The 18,404-nt window shown below is 64.1% G+C and carries 14 protein-coding genes; 8 read left to right on the forward strand and 6 right to left on the reverse strand.

Annotated features, from left to right (window positions below):
- The first annotated feature begins 79 nt into the window (after positions 1-79).
- The 5 genes from L6637_RS30650 to L6637_RS30670 all read left to right on the forward strand — a co-directional run bounded on the left by L6637_RS30650 (position 80) and on the right by L6637_RS30670 (position 6,747).
- A complete protein-coding gene (locus tag L6637_RS30650) occupies positions 80-358 on the forward strand; it encodes a hypothetical protein (protein ID WP_237865356.1) in 279 nt (92 codons plus the stop codon).
- 248 nt (positions 359-606) lie between these two features.
- Positions 607-2,316, forward strand: a complete 1,710-nt coding sequence (locus tag L6637_RS30655) for an NADH-ubiquinone oxidoreductase-F iron-sulfur binding region domain-containing protein (RefSeq protein WP_237865360.1) — start codon at positions 607-609, stop codon at positions 2,314-2,316.
- Positions 2,313-5,081: a formate dehydrogenase subunit alpha gene (gene fdhF, locus L6637_RS30660; protein ID WP_237865362.1), complete on the forward strand. Its 2,769-nt coding sequence runs from the start codon at positions 2,313-2,315 to the stop codon at positions 5,079-5,081. Before L6637_RS30655 ends, fdhF begins: the two co-directional genes overlap by 4 nt.
- A gap of 191 nt (positions 5,082-5,272) precedes the next feature.
- Complete coding sequence (gene ybaK, locus L6637_RS30665) at positions 5,273-5,746, forward strand: Cys-tRNA(Pro) deacylase (RefSeq protein WP_237865363.1); 474 nt, start codon at positions 5,273-5,275, stop codon at positions 5,744-5,746.
- A gap of 125 nt (positions 5,747-5,871) precedes the next feature.
- Positions 5,872-6,747 carry an NAD(P)-dependent oxidoreductase gene (locus tag L6637_RS30670; protein WP_237872802.1) on the forward strand — a complete coding sequence of 292 codons (876 nt, stop codon included), beginning with the start codon at positions 5,872-5,874 and terminating at the stop codon, positions 6,745-6,747.
- Between the two features lie 6 nt (positions 6,748-6,753).
- Here L6637_RS30670 and L6637_RS30675 read toward each other — a convergent pair whose 3' ends face one another.
- Positions 6,754-7,437 (reverse strand): GntR family transcriptional regulator, encoded by a 684-nt coding sequence (locus L6637_RS30675; RefSeq protein ID WP_237872803.1) that lies wholly within the window; start codon positions 7,435-7,437, stop codon positions 6,754-6,756.
- Between the two features lie 158 nt (positions 7,438-7,595).
- On the opposite strand from L6637_RS30675, the gene tcuA reads away from it, so the two are divergent.
- Positions 7,596-8,987 carry an FAD-dependent tricarballylate dehydrogenase TcuA gene (gene tcuA, locus L6637_RS30680; RefSeq protein WP_237872804.1) on the forward strand — a complete coding sequence of 464 codons (1,392 nt, stop codon included), beginning with the start codon at positions 7,596-7,598 and terminating at the stop codon, positions 8,985-8,987.
- Positions 8,974-10,074: a tricarballylate utilization 4Fe-4S protein TcuB gene (gene tcuB, locus L6637_RS30685; protein WP_237872805.1), complete on the forward strand. Its 1,101-nt coding sequence runs from the start codon at positions 8,974-8,976 to the stop codon at positions 10,072-10,074. The genes tcuA and tcuB overlap by 14 nt, the downstream gene beginning before the upstream one ends.
- A gap of 3 nt (positions 10,075-10,077) precedes the next feature.
- On the opposite strand, the gene L6637_RS30690 is transcribed toward tcuB, so the two are convergent.
- The 3 genes from L6637_RS30690 to L6637_RS42630 all read right to left on the reverse strand — a co-directional run bounded on the left by L6637_RS30690 (position 10,078) and on the right by L6637_RS42630 (position 14,781).
- On the reverse strand, positions 10,078-10,746 hold the full coding sequence (locus L6637_RS30690; RefSeq protein WP_237872806.1) for an esterase/lipase family protein: 669 nt from the start codon (positions 10,744-10,746) through the stop codon (positions 10,078-10,080).
- 5 nt (positions 10,747-10,751) lie between these two features.
- Positions 10,752-14,156 (reverse strand): acyl-[ACP]--phospholipid O-acyltransferase, encoded by a 3,405-nt coding sequence (locus tag L6637_RS30695; RefSeq protein WP_237872807.1) that lies wholly within the window; start codon positions 14,154-14,156, stop codon positions 10,752-10,754.
- Positions 14,157-14,514: 358 nt separating this feature from the next.
- Complete coding sequence (locus tag L6637_RS42630; RefSeq protein WP_333909360.1) at positions 14,515-14,781, reverse strand: hypothetical protein; 267 nt, start codon at positions 14,779-14,781, stop codon at positions 14,515-14,517.
- A 51-nt stretch (positions 14,782-14,832) separates the two neighbouring features.
- Between L6637_RS42630 and L6637_RS30700 the strand changes: the two genes are divergently transcribed.
- Complete coding sequence (locus tag L6637_RS30700) at positions 14,833-15,453, forward strand: TetR/AcrR family transcriptional regulator (RefSeq protein ID WP_237872877.1); 621 nt, start codon at positions 14,833-14,835, stop codon at positions 15,451-15,453.
- A 15-nt stretch (positions 15,454-15,468) separates the two neighbouring features.
- Here the strand turns inward: L6637_RS30700 and L6637_RS30705 are convergent, their stop codons facing one another.
- A complete protein-coding gene (locus tag L6637_RS30705) occupies positions 15,469-16,776 on the reverse strand; it encodes a GGDEF domain-containing protein (RefSeq protein WP_237872809.1) in 1,308 nt (435 codons plus the stop codon).
- Positions 16,777-17,009: 233 nt separating this feature from the next.
- Positions 17,010-18,314: a nicotinate phosphoribosyltransferase gene (gene pncB / locus L6637_RS30710; RefSeq protein WP_237872811.1), complete on the reverse strand. Its 1,305-nt coding sequence runs from the start codon at positions 18,312-18,314 to the stop codon at positions 17,010-17,012.
- Positions 18,315-18,404: the final 90 nt, after the last annotated feature.

Consider the following 18,404-nt stretch of genomic DNA (forward strand, 5'->3'; position numbering starts at 1 on the left):
ACGACCGCGGGAGGCTGACGCCAGCCGCCCGCGGTGCTCACCTGACAAGCAATCGAGAATGGGACCTAGGGGGATTCTTATGCTTCGCACCCGTATCTGCCTTGCCGCCATGCTGCTGGCAGCAAGTTTTCATACCGCGTCGGCGCAGACTGCAGCGACACCGGCGCCTGCCGCGGCGACGACCGACGCAAAGCCGCCGGGCAAGATCAAGCTCACCATGCAGAAACTGAAAGAGATGAAGGCCAAGTGGTCGGCCAACAAGCCGAAGCTGAAGGCGTGCCGCTCCGAGGTGAAGGCCAAAGGACTGATCGGCGACGATCGCTGGTTCTACATCCAGGACTGCATGGAGAAGACCTGACGAGGTTCCGCGATCGACTTGCTTAGGGGGGCGTGGCAGGGCGGCTGCCCGCCCCCTAAATGATTATAGAGTCGTTCTAAATTTACTTGGCGTCTGGTATACCAGAGGCTAGAGTCGCCTGGAATGAGGCCTGATCTGCCGGGGTGCCGACGATGCGGTTCCCGATTGTCGGGCCTGGTAATAACGGCGGATCGCGATGGTTATCCAGCCTGAGATCATCGCGCTTTTGAGGAGAACGCGACGTTTCCATGAGCAGCAACGACGACGTTCACAAGGTCAGGGAATTCGAGCATCCGGGCGAAGGGCGCCGGCGCGCCAAGGCTACGCCCAAGGGCAGGCAGGTCGATCCGACCGCCTCGCATGAGATCGAGCAATTGCTCGGCGATCGCCCGCGGCGGCGCGATCTCCTGATTGAATATCTGCACCTGATCCAGGACACATTTCGCCAGATCTCGGCTGCGCATCTTGCAGCCCTTGCCGACGAGATGAAGCTCGCTTTCGCCGAAGTGTTCGAGACCGCGACCTTCTACGCGCATTTCGACGTCGTGAAGGAAGGCGAGCCTGACGTCGCTCCGCTGACGATCCGCGTCTGCGATTCGCTGACCTGCGCGATGCTCGGCGGAGAGAAGCTGCTTGAGGATTTGCAGAGCGCATCTGGCCCCGGCATTCGCGTCGTGCGCGCGCCCTGCGTCGGCCGCTGCGACACCGCGCCTGCCGCCGAAGTCGGGCACAATTTCGTGGATCATGCCACCGTTGCCAATGTAATGGCTGCGGCGAAGTCCGGCGACACGCATGCGCATCTGCCAAAGTATGTCGACTACGATGCCTATGTCGCGGGCGGCGGCTACAAGCTCCTCGGCCGCGTGCGCTCGGGCGAGATGTCGACGGACGATCTTCTGAAGGCGCTCGATGATGCCTCGCTGCGCGGCCTCGGCGGCGCCGGTTTCCCGACAGGGCGCAAATGGCGCGCCGTGTTGGGAGAGCCCGGACCGCGGCTGATGGCGATCAACGGCGACGAGGGCGAGCCCGGGACGTTCAAGGATCGCTATTATCTCGAAACCGATCCGCACCGCTTCATCGAGGGCATGCTGATCGGCGCGCATGTGGTGCAGGCCTCCGACGTTTACATTTATCTGCGCGACGAATATCCGGCCTCGCGCGAGATTCTTGAACGAGAAATCGCCAAGCTCCCCGCAGGCGGCCCGACGCTGCACATGCGCCGCGGTGCTGGTGCTTACATCTGCGGCGAAGAGTCTTCTCTGCTCGAGAGCATCGAGGGCAAGCGCGGCCTGCCCCGGCACAAGCCGCCTTATCCGTTCCAGGTTGGTCTGTTCGGCTTGCCGACGCTGATCAACAACATCGAGACGCTGTGGTGGGTACGCGACATTGTCGAGAAGGGCGCCGACTGGTGGAAGGGTAATGGTCGCCATGAGCGCCATGGCCTGCGCAGCTTCTCGGTCTCCGGCCGCGTCAAGAACCCGGGCATGAAGCTTGCACCCGCGGGCATCACCGTGCGCGAGCTGATCGACGAATATTGCGGCGGCATGGCCGACGGCCATCAGTTCTATGCGTATCTGCCGGGCGGCGCGTCCGGCGGCATCCTGCCGGCGTCGATGGACGACATCCCGCTCGATTTCGGCACGCTGGAGAAATACGGCTGTTTCATTGGCTCGGCCGCGATCGTGATCCTGTCGCAGAAGGACAGCGTGCGCGCAGCGGCACTCAACCTGATGAAGTTCTTTGAGGACGAGAGCTGCGGCCAGTGCACGCCGTGCCGGGTCGGAACCCAGAAGGCAGCGCAGCTGATGCAGAAGCCGGTCTGGAACCGCGCATTGCTGGAAGAATTGAGCCAGGCGATGCGCGATGCCTCGATCTGCGGGCTCGGACAGGCGGCATCGAATCCGCTGTCCTCCGTGATCAAATATTTCCCTGACGAGTTCAAGGAAGCGGCCGAATGACGAAGATTACGTTCGAGCTCGACGGCAAGCAGGTCGAGGCCAAGCCCGGCGAGACGATCTGGCAGGTTGCCAAACGGCAGGGCCGCGAGATTCCGCATCTCTGTTATTCGCCCGCGCCCGACTATCGCCCCGACGGCAATTGCCGCGCCTGCATGGTCGAGATCGAGGGCGAGCGCGTGCTCGCCGCGTCCTGCAAACGCACGCCGTCGGTCGGCATGAAGGTAAAGACGGAATCTTCGCGCGCGACTGCCGCGCAGAAAATGGTGATGGAGCTCTTGGTCGCCGACCAGCCGGCGCGCGAGACCTCGCACGATCCGGATTCCAAATTCTGGCACTGGGCCGAGACGACCGGCGTCACCGAGAGCCGCTTCCCTGCCGCCGAGCGTTGGGAGACCGATGCCAGCCATCCGGCGATGCGCGTCAATCTCGATGCCTGCATCCAGTGTGGCCTCTGCGTGCGCGCTTGCCGCGAGGTCCAGGTCAACGATGTCATCGGCATGGCTTATCGTAATCACGATTCCAAAATCGTGTTCGATTTCGACGATCCCATGGGCGAGTCGACCTGCGTTGCCTGCGGTGAATGCGTGCAGGCCTGCCCGACCGGCGCCTTGATGCCGGCTGTGATGCTCGACGACAAGCAGACCCGCGTGACCTACGCTGACAAGAAGGTGGATTCGCTCTGCCCGTTCTGCGGCGTCGGCTGCCAGGTCACCTATGAGGTCAAGGACGAGAAGGTGATCTACGCCGAGGGCCGCGATGGTCCGGCCAATCACAATCGTCTCTGCGTCAAGGGCCGCTTTGGGTTCGACTACATCCACCATCCGCATCGCCTGACCAAGCCGCTGGTGCGGCTGCCGAATGCGAAGAAGGATTCCAACGATCAGGTCGATCCTGCCAATCCGTTCACGCATTTCCGTGAAGCGAGCTGGGACGAGGCGCTCGACATCGCCGCCAAGGGTCTCCTCAAGATCCGCGATGAGAAGGGCGTGAAGGCGCTCGCCGGTTTCGGTTCGGCCAAGGGTTCGAACGAAGAGGCCTATCTGTTCCAGAAGCTGGTCCGCACCGGCTTCGGGTCAAACAATGTCGACCACTGCACGCGCCTTTGCCACGCCTCGTCGGTCGCCGCGCTGTTCGAAGGCCTGAGCTCGGGCGCGGTGTCGGCGCCGTTCTCCGCGGCGATGGACGCGGAAGTGATCTGGGTGATCGGCGCCAATCCGACGGTCAACCACCCGGTCGCGGCCACCTTCATCAAGAACGCGGTCAAGCAGAACGGCGCAAAGCTGTTCGTGATGGATCCGCGCCGGCAGTCGCTGTCGCGTCACGCCACCAAGCACCTGCAGTTCAAGCCCGGCTCCGACGTCGCCATGCTGAACGCGATGATCAATACGATCATCACCGAAGGCCTGACCGACGATCAGTACATCGCCGGCTACACCGAGGGGTTCGAGGACCTCAAGGAGAAGATCAAGGAGTTCACGCCGGAGAAGATGGAGCCGATCTGCGGCATCCCGGCGCAGACGCTGCGCGAGGTCGCGCGCACCTACGCGCGCGCGAAATCCTCGATCATCTTCTGGGGCATGGGCATCAGCCAGCACGTCCACGGCACCGACAATGCGCGCTGCCTCATTGCGCTGGCGCTGATCACCGGCCAGGTCGGCCGCCCGGGCACCGGCCTGCATCCGCTGCGCGGCCAGAACAACGTGCAGGGCGCCTCCGACGCCGGCCTGATCCCGATGTTCCTGCCGGACTACCAGCCGGTCGGTCGCGACGATCTGCGCGGCAGCTTCGAAAAGCTCTGGCAGCAGGATCTCGATCCCGTGCGCGGCCTGACCGTGGTCGAGATCATGAATGCGATCCACGCCGGCGAGATCAAGGGCATGTATATCGAGGGCGAGAACCCCGCGATGTCCGATCCTGATCTGCAGCATGCGCGCCAGGCGCTCGCGATGCTCGACCATCTCGTGGTGCAGGATCTCTTCGTCACCGAGACCGCGTTCCACGCGGACGTCATCCTGCCGGCCTCGGCCTTTGCCGAGAAGGACGGCTCCTTCACCAACACCGATCGCCGCGTGCAGCTCGCGCGCCAGGTGATCAAGCCGCCCGGCGATGCACGGCAGGATCTCTGGATCATCCAGGAGATCGGCAAGCGCATGGGCCTGCCGTGGAATTATTCCGGTCCGGGCGAGGTCTACACCGAGATGGCGGAGCTGATGCCGTCGCTCAAGAACATCAGCTGGGAGCGGCTGGTGCGCGAAGGCGCCGTCACCTATCCGGCCGATGATCCCAACAAGCCCGGCAACGAGATCATCTTCACCACGGGCTTCCCGACCGCGAGCGGCCGCGGCAAGATCGTGCCGGCCAAGGTCATTCCGCCGGATGAACTGCCGGACGACGAATATCCGATGGTGCTTTCGACCGGCCGCGTGCTGGAGCACTGGCACACCGGCTCAATGACCCGCCGCGCCCAGGTGCTCGACCAGATCGAACCCGAGGCGGTGGCGTTCATGTCACCAAAGGACATGCGCAAGAAGAAGCTCGTGCCCGGCGACTTCATCCGTCTGGAGACCCGCCGCGGCGCGGTCGAGGTCAAGGTGCGGTCGGACCGCGACGTGCCTGAAAACATGGTGTTCATGCCGTTCTGCTACGCTGAAGCGGCTGCGAACCTTTTGACCAACCCGGCACTCGATCCATTCGGCAAGATCCCCGAGTTCAAGTTCTGCGCGGCGAGGGCCGAGCGGGCGGAGATGCGGGACGCGGCGGAATAGGAAGGCCTCGCGGTTGCTGCCGCAGGGTTGCCACACAACGCGCTGTCATGCCCCGCGAAGGCGGGGCATCCAGTACGCCGCGGCCCATCGATTCAGCCACACCGCCTCGGCGTACTGGATCGCCCGGTCAAGCCGGGCGATGACAGTGAGGGTGTGGTGCGAGCCTACCCCATAATGCTACATGTGTTCCCATGTCCAAAGTCACCCCGGCCACCCGCGCGCTCACAGCCGCCGGTGTCGCTTTCACCGTCCACGCCTACGACTACGATCCTGACGCCGAGAGCATTGGCCTGCAGGCGGCCGCCGCGCTCGGTGAAGACCCGGCACGCGTGCTGAAGACGCTGATGGCGCTGGTGGACGGCAAGCCGGTCTGCGTCATCGTCCCGTCCGACCAGGAAGTCTCGATGAAGAAGCTCGCCGCGGCCGCTGGCGGCAGATCGGCGCAGATGATGAAGCCGCCGGAGGCCGAGCGCGTCACTGGCTACAAGGTCGGCGGCATCAGCCCGTTCGGGCAGCGCAAGCAGGTCGGCACGGTGCTCGAGCAGAGCGCGCTCGCACATGACCTCGTCTATCTCAATGGCGGTCAACGCGGGCTGCAGGTGCGGATGAAGCCGACCGATGTGCGGGATGTCGTGAAGGCAGTCGTGGCCGACGTGCTCGCCTGATGTGATCGCCACACCGGCGCGACTCGCAAGGCTGGTCTACGCGCCGTCGCTGGCTGCCGGACCTTGCGGCGGCTAATGCTTGCCCAAACACATGAGCGACACGTGACGTCGGGGAGGGTGCCTGAATGACTGACGCAATCGGATTTATCGGTCTCGGTGTCATGGGCGAGCCCATCTGCCGGAATTTGCTGCGCAAGAGCGGGCGCAAGCTGCTGGCCTTCGACCTCGCCGTGGAGCCGCTGGCGCGGATCGTGGCTGACGGGGCGGTCGCAGCAAATTCCGTGGCCGACGTCGTCGGTGGCAGCGATATCACCTTCCTCTGCCTGCCCAGTGCCAAGCATGTGTTGTCGGCCTTCGAGGGCGGCATTCTGCCGGCCGTCCGGCGCGGCCAGATCGTTGTCGATCTCGGAACGTCCGAGGTCGGGATGACGCGCGAATTTGCCCGCCAACTCGCGGAAAAGGGAGCGCTCTGGATCGACGCACCGATCGCGCGCACGCGTCAGGCCGCGCAGGACGGCACGCTCAGCGTGATGGTCGGCGCCACGTCCGCGCAGTTTTCGCAAGTCGAGCCGCTGATCCGGCATTTCGCCACCGACGTCACCCTGTGCGGCGGCACCGGCGCCGGCCAGATCACAAAGATCCTCAACAACATGGTGCTGTTCGAGACCGTGAATGCGCTGGCGGAGGCCGTCGCGGTCGCAAAGCGTAGCGGTGTCGAACCAAAATTGTTGCTGGAAACGTTGTCGAAAGGCTCGGCCGACAGCTTTGCGCTACGTAACCATGGCATGAAAGCCATTGTTCCGAACGAGTATCCCCTGCGCGCGTTCTCGACCGAATATGCGATGAAGGATCTGACCTACGCGCTTGAACTCGGCAGACAGACCGGCGTCAACATGCGCGGAGCCGCGCTGATCCGTACGATCTTCGAGGAGGCAATCGAGAGCGGGATGGGCGATGCTTACTTCCCCGTCATCGCAAGGCTGCTTGAACCCGGAAAATAACCGGCGCTATTGCTTCTGCAGCAGCTTAAGTCGGCAGCGCAGCGCCTCGCGGATGTGGGCGCGGGCGAGCTGTTCGGCCTTGTCGCCGTCGCGCGCTGCGATGGCCTCGATGATGGCGAGGTGCTCGCCGTGGCTGGTCGAGGGACGCCCCGTCACGATGAAGGTGGTCGGGCCGAGCAGGGCGATCCAGTCCTGCAATTCGCGGGAGGCGTTGTCGAGATAGCGGTTGCGCGCGGCGCGGCAGACCGCCTCGTGGAAGGCGCGGTTGAGCTTCGCCATCTCGGCGGCGTCGGTCTCGGACGCTTCCGCGAATGCCTCTTCGATATCGCTGAGCGCGTCGATCTCCGGTGCCGAGGCGTGCTCGGCGGCAAGGCGCGCGGCGGCCCCCTCCATGATCTCGCGCATGGCGTAGAGCTCGAGCACCTCGGAGATGTCGAGGTTACGCACGATCAGGCCGCGCCCGCCGGCGGGCTCGACGAAGCCGCGCGCCGCAAGCCGGCCAAGCGCTTCACGCACGGGCGTACGGCTGACCTTCAGCCGTTGCGCGACTTCCTCCTCGCGCAGGCGGTCACCGGCGCGGTAGCTGCCGGCCTGGAGTGCCTCGCGCAACGAGCGGAATACGGCTTCGCCCAGCGCCACACCACCGCCACGAGCGATCGATCCGCCTGTCTTTGCCGGGCGTCTGGCCATGAATCCCCGGGTCTGCGATCCGCATCCTGCCCATGCAGAGATGCCGCTTGCCTCCCGTCTGTATATCTTTGTATACAAAGGTACGCAATGGCTGCCAGGATTGACCGCAGCCGTCGGCGGGCAGAATGTCTCCAACTTCGTCGCATCGGGCAGACGGCATGAGCAGCAAATACGACGTGCTGGTGATCGGCGGCGGCAACGCGGCGCTGTGCGCGGCGATCTCGGCGCGCCGCGGCGGTGCCTCGGTGCTCGTGCTCGAGGGCGCGCCAAAGTTCTATCGCGGTGGCAACACCCGCCACACCCGCAACATGCGCTGCGCCCATGACGCGGCGACCGAGATCCTGACCGGCCCCTATACCGAGGATGAGTTCTGGGAGGACCTGCTGCGCGTCACCGGCGGGCAGACCGACGAAGTGCTCGCCCGTCACATGATCCGGGAGTCCAAGGACATCCTGAACTGGATCGTGGAGCAGGGCGTACGCTGGCAGCCCTCGCTCGGCGGCACGCTGAGCCTCGGTCGCACCAACTCCTTCTTCCTCGGCGGTGGCCGCGCCATGCTGAACGCGCTGTATCTGACCGCGGAGCGGCTCGGCGTCGACGTTGAATATGACGCCGAGGTCACCGACCTCGTCATCGAAGACGGCATGTTCCTCGCCGCCCGCCTCAAGCGGCCGATCAACGGCGAGACCGAGATCCGCGCGATCTCGCTGGTCGCTGCCGCCGGCGGGTTCGAGGCCAACATTGAATGGCTGAAGCAATATTGGGGCGAGGCCGCCGACAATTTCCTGATCCGCGGCACCCCCTATAATCGTGGCTCGATCCTGAAGATGCTGCTCGACAAGGGCGTGCAGGAGGTCGGCGACCCCACCCAGTGCCACGCGGTCGCGATCGACGCCCGCGCGCCGAAATTCGATGGCGGCATCATTACGCGCCATGACTCGGTGGTGTTCGGCATCGTCGTCAACAAGCACGCGCAGCGCTTCTATGACGAGGGCGAGGACATCTGGCCGAAGCGCTACGCGATCTGGGGCCGGCTGGTCGCGGCCCAGCCCGACCAGATTGCCTACATCATCTTCGATTCGACCGTCGTGACCAGCTTCATGCCGACCCTGTTCCCGCCGATCGCCGGGCAGACGGTGGCCGAGCTTGCCCGCAAGCTCGAGCTCGATCCGGCCGCGCTGGAAAAGACCGTCACCGAATTCAACGCGGCGGTGCTATCAGGCACGTTCGATCACACCATTCTGGACGACTGCCGCACCGAAGGTATCACGCCGCCCAAGACCCATTGGGCGCGTAAGATCGAGACGCCGCCCTATCTCGCCTATCCCGTGCGGCCCGGCATCACCTTCACCTATCTCGGCACGCGCGTGAACAAGGAGGCGCGGATGCTGATGGCTGATGGCAAGCCGTCCGGCAACATGTTCGCTGCCGGCGAGATCATGGCCGGCAACGTGCTCGGCAAGGGATATGCGGCCGGCATGGGCATGACCATCGGCAGCGTGTTCGGTCGGATCGCAGGACGGGAAGCGGCGAAACATGCACGGAACTAGAATCCTTGATGAAGCCGACCGTCTGATGACGGTCTGCAATTCCTGCCGTTATTGCGAGGGCCTGTGCGCGGTGTTTCCGGCCATGGAGATGCGACGCGCCTTCTCCGACGGCGACCTCAACTATCTCGCCAACCTCTGCCATTCCTGCGGCGCCTGCTATGTCGACTGCCAGTTCTCGCCGCCGCACGAGTTCAACGTCAACGTCCCAAAGACGCTGGCGGTCGCGCGCGCGGAGTCCTACGCCACCTATGCCTGGCCACAGGCACTGTCCGGTGCATTCGCCCGTAACGGCCTCGTCATCGCCATCATCGCTGCGCTCAGCATGGCGGCCTTCATTCTTGGCTTCCTGGCCCTGAATGATGCTAGGGGGCTGTTCGGGGTGCGCACCGGTCCCGGCGCGTTCTACAAGCTGATGCCGCACAACGCGATGGCCGCCTTGTTTGGCGCTGCGTTCCTTTATGCCATCCTCGCGCTGGTCATGAGCGTGCGCGCGTTCTGGCGCGACATCGGCCCGCCGATTGACGGCCGCGCCGATGGCGGCTCGATCTTTCAGGCGATCCGTGATGCCGGCGAGCTGCGCTATCTCCACGGGGGCGGCGTCGGCTGCTACAACGAGGATGACAAGCCGACCGACCGGCGCAAGCTCTTCCATCACCTGACGTTCTACGGCTTCCTGCTGTGCTTTGCCGCAACTTCGGTGGCGACGCTCTATCACTATCTGCTCGGCCGCGAAGCGCCGTATCCGTGGTGGGACCTGCCGGTCGTGCTCGGTACGCTCGGCGGCATCGGCCTCATCGTTGGCTCGATCGGCCTGTTCGTGGCCAAGATGCGGCGCGATCCGGCGCTGCTCGACGAGAACAGCTACGGCATGGATGTCGGCTTCATCGCCATGCTGTTGCTGACCGGGTTCACCGGCATTCTGCTTCTGATCCTGCGCGAGACTGCGGCCATGGGGCCGCTGCTGGCGCTGCATCTCGGCGCGGTGTTCGCACTGTTCATCACCATGCCCTATGGCAAGTTCGTGCACGGCATCTACCGCTTCGTGGCGCTGGTGCGCTATGCGCAGGAACGGCGGACCGCGGCCTAGCCTTCACGCCAGGCTGAATCGGCCGTCCTGAAGAAATGCAATGGTCTGCGCGATCGCAACGCCGTGACGCGGCAGTCCGGTATGGGAAGCGTTCACGACGATATGGTCGGCCATGCCGGCCAGCATCGCGCTTTGCACCGACACGCGTCCGTCATTCGGCTTCGGCAGGACGAAGAGGCCGGCGACGGGATCGATGAAACGATTTCCCGCGATCACGCCGACGGGATAGTCCACAACGGGCAGGACGTTAGACCGGTTCGCTGTCGTGAGCTCAAGCCCGGCCGGCCCGTAGAATGCGCGGTAAAGCCGAGACCCGCTCAGGAGATCGGCGACCTCGCTGCCGCCGTTCGGCGTGCCCAGCATCACGACGCCGCCAAGCCGGTTCGGCCGGTGTTTCGCGAGATAGGCGCGCGTCACGAGACCGCCCATCGAATGCGCGACGAAGTGGAGCGGAGCCTCGCGTTCGGCAAAGCGGGCGATTGCCGGGTGGATATCGTCAGCGAGCGCTGCGATTGGCTTCCCGCGGCTCGCATAGTCGATGTTGAGCGTTGCGAATCCGGCTGCCTGGAGTGACCGCTCAAGCCTCCTCAGCGATGAGGAGCCGCGCGCGATGCCATGAAGCAGAACCACTCCAGGACATCGCGCGCTGCGCATTTCAGGCGCCCCGCGCATCTCTCTTACGCCACCTCCCGCTCCGGCGCGGATGCCTGCTCGCGGGCCATCGTCGTTGCCGTGACGTAGTCGGTCTTGCCGGTGCCAAGCAACGGCACCTTGTCGACCACCATGATCGTCGCGGGCACGGTCAGCTCGGAGGCGCCGACTGCCTTGGCCTGGGCTTGCATTGCGCTGCGCTCGGCATTCTTCTCCGTGGTCAGCAAGACGATGCGCTCGCCCTTGCGCTGGTCGGGGATCGACACGGCGACCGAAGCGGCCTGCGGCCACAGCGTGGTCGCGATGCTCTCGACCGCCGACAGCGAGACCATTTCGCCGGCGATCTTGGCAAAGCGCTTGGCGCGGCCCTTGATGGTGATGAAGCCGGCAGCATCGATCGCCACGATATCGCCGGTGTCGTGCCAGCCCTCGGGCAGCACTTCGAGCACACCAGGGTTTTCAGCCCTGAGGTAACCGAGCATCACGTTCGGTCCGCGCACCGACAGGCGGCCGCCTTCCTCAATGCCGGGAACCGGATCGAGGCGGCTTTCCATCAGTGGCGAGAGACGGCCGACAGTGCCGGGACGGTTGGCCATGGGCGTGTTCATCGCCAGCACCGGCGCCGTCTCGGTGACGCCATAGCCTTCGAGGATGCGGATGCCGTAGCGCTCCATGAACACCTGGCGCGTGCGGTCCTTGACCGCCTCGGCGCCGGCGATCACCAAGCGCAGGGTGCGGAAGTCGTAGGCATGCGCAGAGCGCGCATAGCCGGTGAGGAAGGTGTCGGTGCCGAACAGGATGGTAGCACCGGTTTGGTAGATCAGCTCGGGCACGATGCGGTAGTGCAGCGGCGAGGGATACATGTAGATCGGAATGCCTGCGAGAACAGGCATCATCATTCCGCCCGTGAGTCCGAATGAGTGGAACACCGGCAGCACGTTGAACACCTTGTCATTGGCGTTGGCATCGACACGCGCCAGCGCCTGCGCCGCGTTGGCGAGGATGTTGCGATGGGACAGTACCACGCCCTTGGGGGTGCCTTCCGAGCCCGACGTGAAGAGCACGACGGCGGGATCGTTGGCCTGACGCGTGACGCGTGGTGCAGTGCCGGCGAGCAGTCCCTTGATCTTGTCAGCCGTGCCTATCGAGGCGCGGACGTCCTCGAGATAGACGACGCGCGCCTCGTCGGAGATCGCGGCCATCAGCCTGTCGAGCTTACCCTTCTCGATGAAGGCTTTTGAGGTCAGCACGGTCTTGACCTGCGCAGCTTTCATGGCGGCGAGGACGTTGACCGGGCCGGCCGAGAAATTCAGCATGGCCGGAACGCGACCGATGCTCTGCAGCGCCATGAAGACCACGGCGACGCCCGCGGAGTTCGGCAGCAGCACGCCGACGTTCTCGCCGGCCGTGGTGCCGGTCTCGAGCTTGCGGCTCAGGACCTGCGCGCCGAGGATCAGCTTGCGATAGGTGAGCTTGGTGCCGAGGGCGTCCTCGATGATCACCTTGCCCGTGTCGCGGTCGCGATAGGCGTGTCCGAGCGCCTCGAACAGCGAGTGATCGAGCATGGCGTTCTTGACCAGCGCGTCGATCATGACGTCCTGCAGCGCGGCGCCGGCGGCATTGCGGCGCGCCTTGCCCTTGAGCTGTTCATCGACCGGCAGCTTGACCGGTGGCAGGATCGTCACCGTCACCCGCGGGAACCAGGAGCGCTTGATCTGGCTGGAGTTGAGGTAACTGAGATGCGAGCGCTGCGCACCTTCGATGCGAACCGGCACGACCACGGCGTCGGCCTTGTCCGCGATCATCGCGGTGCCGTCATAGACCTTCATCAGCGACCCGGAGACAGTGATGCGTCCCTCCGGGAAGATCACCACCGGTTCGCCCGCGGCGACGAGCTTGATCAGGTCGCGCGCGGCCAGCGGCTTGGTCGGGTCCATGGTGTAGTGCTTGACCACGCGCAGGAACGGCTTGGCCCACCAGGCCTTGGAGATGCCGGTGTCGACCGCGAAGCTCGCATCGATCGGCAGCACGGCGTGCAGCAGCGGGCCGTCGATCAGGCTGACATGGTTCGGCGCGATCAGCATGCGGGTGCCGGGAGGCGGCAGATTTTCGAGGCCACGGATCTCGGTACGGAATAGCGCGCGGAACAGCAGTCCGCCGAAATCGCGCACGCCTTCCTTGCCCCACTTCGTCAGGACGAACCACACTGCGCCAAAGCTGGCGACGCCGAGGCCGAAGAAGATCCAGCCGACATGCACGCCGCCGGCCTGCAGCAGCGCGACGAACAGCGAGCCGACCACCATGAAGGCAGCCTGCAACACGTTGCCGGCGGCGATGATGCGGGCGCGTTCGTTCGGCGCCGACCAGGCCTGCACCGCGGCGAAGGAGGGAACGACGAACAGGCCGCCGCCGAAGGCGAAGGCGACGAAGTCGACCAGCATGCGTAGGCCCGCGAACGAGGTCGCAAAGTCGATCGCCGCGATGTCCTGGCCCTTGGTCGCCACAGCGATGGCCCAGGCGAGATCGAGGCCGGCGCAGCCCATGATGATGGCGCCGATCGGCACCAGCGCGAGGTTCGGACGAACATGGCTCAGGCTGGCCGCAAACAGAGAACCGATGGCGATGCCGATCGCGAAGATCGCAAGGCACAGCGTCACCACGCCTTCGCTACCACCGACGACGTCCTTCACCAGTGCCGGCAAGAGCGACAGCACGATGGCGCCGACCAGCCAGAACCAGGAGACGATCACGGTGCCATCCCACAGACGGTGGTCGGCATGTAGCGTCTTGAGCAGGCTGAGCGTCGAGGTCCAGGGATTGGCATCGACGGGCAGATCGGGCGCGGAGGGCGTTGTCTGCGGAATGCGGGAGGCAAAGGCCCAGGACAGCAGGGCCAGCACGACCACGGCCGATGCGACCCAGGCCATATGCGCGGAGCCTGCGACGAATTGGCCGCCGGCGACAGTGCCGAGCAGGATCGCCATGAAGGTTGCACCTTCAACCAGCGCGTTGCCGGTGGCGAGCTCACCGAGCTCCAGCTGGTCCGGCAGCATGGAGTATTTCACGGGACCAAACAGCGCGGCGATGATGCCGAACAGTGCAAGCGCGGTGAACAGCAGCGGCACCGAGTGCATGAAGAAACCCGCAGCAGCGAAGCCCGCCGCAAAGATTTCGGCGAACTTCAATCGCCTTGCGACGACCGATTTGACGTATTTGTCGGCAAGCTGGCCGCCGAGCCCGGACAGGATGAAGTAGGGGAAGATGAAGACGGCACCTGCCACCGTCACCAGGGCATCACCGTGGCCCGTTGCGGCGCTGTAAAGCAGGATGATGACGAGTGCGTTCTTGAGCACGTTGTCATTGAGCGCCGAGAAAAATTGCGCCCAGAACAGCGGCGCAAAGCGGCGTGACGACATCAATTTCCTGATCATGACGAGTCCTGTTTTGGAAAGGCAGCCTGAGGTTGTTACGTTGCGGGTCGAACGTCACGACCGGAAGGGTGTGGGGAGCGATTGCAGGCGACGACGCTTGCCGGCCTGTCGTGTCCCCTCGGTCCCTCCGATCCAGTTGGTCTCCAGCTTGTCTCGTTAGGTTCGCAAATATCCGGTCGCGACCGCAACTTCGGGCGGAAATGCCGCGATTATGGGGATATCGCCGGGGCCGATAAGAAAAAGCTGAACGGCATCTCTGACTTTCGCCGAGTCGGCCGGCAGTGTCCGGACATAGTAAGTGCTTTGTTGCGATCGGCGTTCGCATTCGAGTGGAGCCGCACGTGCATCGGCTTGTCCACTAGGTGAGGTGAGCGAGATGGCGAAAGGGATTGAGCCGGCCAAGCAGGCTGACGCGGCGGCCCTCATGGCGGGCGCGGGTGCGGCTGGTCCGCCACATCCGGAAGGTCGCGCGGCGCTCAGCGAGCACGCCGGCGATGTCGCAGGCATTTGCAATCCGATCGATCGGCGCCATCGCGAGCCGCAGGACAGCGCGACCGAAGCCGCTGACGAGGGCCGCGGCGTCATCGATGAAGGTGGAGGCAATATCAACAGCAAGGGTTTGCATTTTGCAGGTCTCCGGGTTAAATTGAACAATGTTCACGTGAGTAGCTTGAAAATGAACAATGTTCAAGAAGAATCGCTGCGGGATCGAAAAAAAAGTCGCCGGCGGCTTCAGATCCTGGAGATCGCCCGCAGCATCATCGCCTCTAAAGGATTGAGATCATTAAAGGTTCGGGATATTGCGGACGCCGCCGGCTGCTCCGTCGGCAGCGTCTATAACGAGTTCGACGACTTCGACGGGGTGATCCTGACCGTCAACAGGGAGACGGTTCAGGCGCTCACGGCGCGGCTGGGCGCGGTTCCGACCGAAGATCCGGTTCGCCAGCTCTATGGATTAGCCAAGACCTATCTCGATTTCTTCGCCGAGAACGCCAATCTGCTGCGCTCGCTGTTCGAGCATCGGATGGAGGATGACCGCCCGTATCCCGACGACATCCTTCAGATGGTGATGGACGCCTTCGCGCTGATGCATCAGCCCCTGGTGCGCGTGCTGCCTGATGCGGATGACGTGAAGATCGCGCTATTGTCGCGCACGCTGTTTTCCGCAGTCCACGGCATCATCTCGCTCGGCCTCGAAGAGCGTATGGTTGCGGTGCCGCCGCAGATGCTGCGCCAGCAGGTCACACAGTTCCTCGACGCGCATCTTCTGGGTCTCGGAGTCTTGCCGGCACGATGATTGCGACGGTCGCCGTCACGCGCGGGCGGCTTCACGTGGCCGTGCTGCGACGACGACGATGTCCGCGTTCCCGTTGTCAACCTGAACCCGGTTGCGCCCCTTCTCCTTGGCGCGATAGCAGGCGGCATCGGCCCGACGCATCGCCTCCTCGAGCGTGGTGTCGCGGTCGGTGATGCAGGCGACGCCGATGCTGCCGGTCACCGCAAAGCTGCGGTCCTCCCAGGCGAAGCTGAACAGCTCGAGTGACCGCCGCAGCCGCTCGGCGATATTGACCGCGTCGTAGGGCGGGCATTGCGGGAGGATCAGAGCGAATTCATCGCCGCCGAGCCGGGCGACCAGATCGCGCGGCCGCCGATCCTGCTGCAACAGCTGCGCGACCTGACACAGCAGCCGATCGCCGGCGAGATGGCCACTGCTGTCGTTGACGTTCTTGAACTGGTCGAGGTCGAGCAGGATCAGACTGAGCCAACCCGCCGCATTATTGTCGAGCTCGCTTTGCATGCGGGCCTCGAAGGCGCGGCGGTTGGTGATGCCCGTGAGCCAGTCGTGCGACGCCTGAAAGGCCAGGCGTTCCTTCTCCGCGTGCAAGGCATCCTCGAATGCCTGTCGCTGCAGCACCAGTCGCCGGGTGTGCCAGATCATAAGCAGGATCAGTGCTGCGGCGGTGACGATGTTGACCAAGGTCAGCGTCACCTTGATGGTGCGAGAGCCTTCGCCGAGAGCGGTCGAGAACCGCTCGGCATGTCCGGTAAACTGCCTGTTCAGTTCCGAAAGCCGCGACGACAGGAATTGCAGGCGATCGACATTGCGGATGGGGCCGTCCTTCAGCTCGCTCCGGATCACTTCACCGAAGATGCTAAGCTCGAGCAGCATCGGATCAGTGGCAGCCCACTCCCGGATCGCCTCCTGGAAGAAGTTGATGCCGCTGAAATAGCGGAACAGCCAGATCATGCCAGGAATATCGTCGGGATGGTTGCCGCCTTGCAGAAGTCCGATACGGGCGGTCTCGACATCTACCGGATCGCGTTCGAGGGCCCACCTTGCATACTCGTCGCCGATCGGGACAGCGATCGAGGACCGATATCGCGCGAACTGGCTGGCTTCGCCCGAATGCAGATAAAGATTGAGGAAATAGACGGCGTTCTTCTGCGAACGCGACCACATCGCCTCGCCGGCGACGTAAGCGCGAACCGACGACATCACTTCCAGACTGAACCCGGCAATCGTCGCCTGGAGCACAACGACCATGACGAATGGCGAGACGAGCTTGATGACATGAAGGAAGCTGCGTTCCTTCGCCGACGTTGCTGTTCTGCGAAACACTGCGTTCCCCAAATCGCTCAACGACCCCAGCGGAGCGTTCCGCTGACAACGCCGATTACGCGAGAACGCTGCTTGGTTCGACCCGAAAAAGTCCCAAGACCATCTCGCAGGGTGAAGGCGTTGTGAAGCCGATGTTGAAAATGCGACCGAGCCGGAACCTCGCGGCATCGGCGCGCCGATGCCGCCGAATCCGGCCTTTGCGACTCACGCGATCGAGGGGATTTGGCCGATTGCTAGACCAGCACCGGCTGGCGCACACGTCCGGCATCGCCGAACACGCGCAAATAGCGCTCGATCTCGGAGGGCATCCCGGTCGCCTTCTCGGGATTGTCGGAGAGCTTGACGGCCGGACGCCCGTCGACCGACGACACCTTGCAGACCAGCGAGATCGGATCGAGATTGAACGAGCCGTCCGGCGCACAGCCGACAAAGTCGTTGGTGAGGTTGGTGCCCCAGCCGAAGGAGAGCCGCACGCGGCCGGTGAAATGGTGATAAGTCTCCTCGATCGAGCCGACGTCCATCGCGTCGGAGAAGACGAGCAGCTTGTCCTTGGGGTTGCGGCCCTTCTTCTGCCACCATGCGACGATCTCTTCGCCGGCCTGGATCGGCGGCGCACTGTCGGGTCGGAAGCCGGTCCAGTCGGCAACCCATTCCGGCGCATCGCGCAGGAAGGCCTTGGTGCCGAAAGCGTCCGGTAGTGCGATCAAGAGATTGCCGCCATAGGTCTGGCGCCACTGATCGAGAATGCGATAGGGCGCCCAGCGCAATTCCTCGTCGTCCTTGGCGAGCGCGGCAGCGACCATCGGCAGCTCGTGTGCATTGGTGCCGATCGCTTCGAGATCGTTGTCCATGGCGAGCAGTACGTTGGACGTTCCGATGAAGGACGGGCCCAGCCCTTCCTTCACCGCCTCCACGCACCAGCGTTGCCAGAGAAAACCGTGGCGGCGGCGGGTGCCGAAGTCGGACAGCCGCAAATTCTCCAGCTTGCGCAGCCGCTCCACCTTGGTCCACAGCTTGGCCTTGGCGCGGGCATAGAGCACATCGAGCTCGAAGCGGCCGCGGCCCTTGAATGCCGCGCGGGAGCGCAACTCGTTGAGGATGGCGAGCGCCGGAATCTCCCACATCGAGGTGTGGGTCCACGGGCCGTGGAAGTGCAGCTCGTACTGGCCCTCGACCTTGCGCAGCTCGTATTCGGGAAGGCGGAATTCGGCGAGCCAGCGGATGAAGTCTGCCGAGAACATGTGGGTCTTGCCGTAGAAGGTGTTACCGGCAAGCCAGATCAGCTCCTTCTTGGAAAAGCGGATGGTGCGGGCATGATCGAGCTGGGCGCGCAGCTCGCCTTCGTCGATGGTCTCGGCAAGCCGCACATGTCGCGAGCGGTTGATGACTGAGAATGTCACCTGCTGATCCGGGTAATCCTCCCGAATCATCTGCAACATCAATAGTTTATAGAAATCGGTATCCAGCAGGCTGCGGATGATGGGATCCAGCCGCCAGCTGTGATTGTAGGTTCGGCTCGCAATGTCGGTCACTGTCATGACCGAATTCTAGCGTGGCCGCCCGCGCGCAACCAGTGGGTTTGGCGAGGGGCGGGCCATCGCTTGGGCAGCCGGCGGGCAACGACCAGT

Source organism: Bradyrhizobium zhengyangense (assembly GCF_022012435.1).
Classification (GTDB): domain Bacteria; phylum Pseudomonadota; class Alphaproteobacteria; order Rhizobiales; family Xanthobacteraceae; genus Bradyrhizobium; species Bradyrhizobium zhengyangense.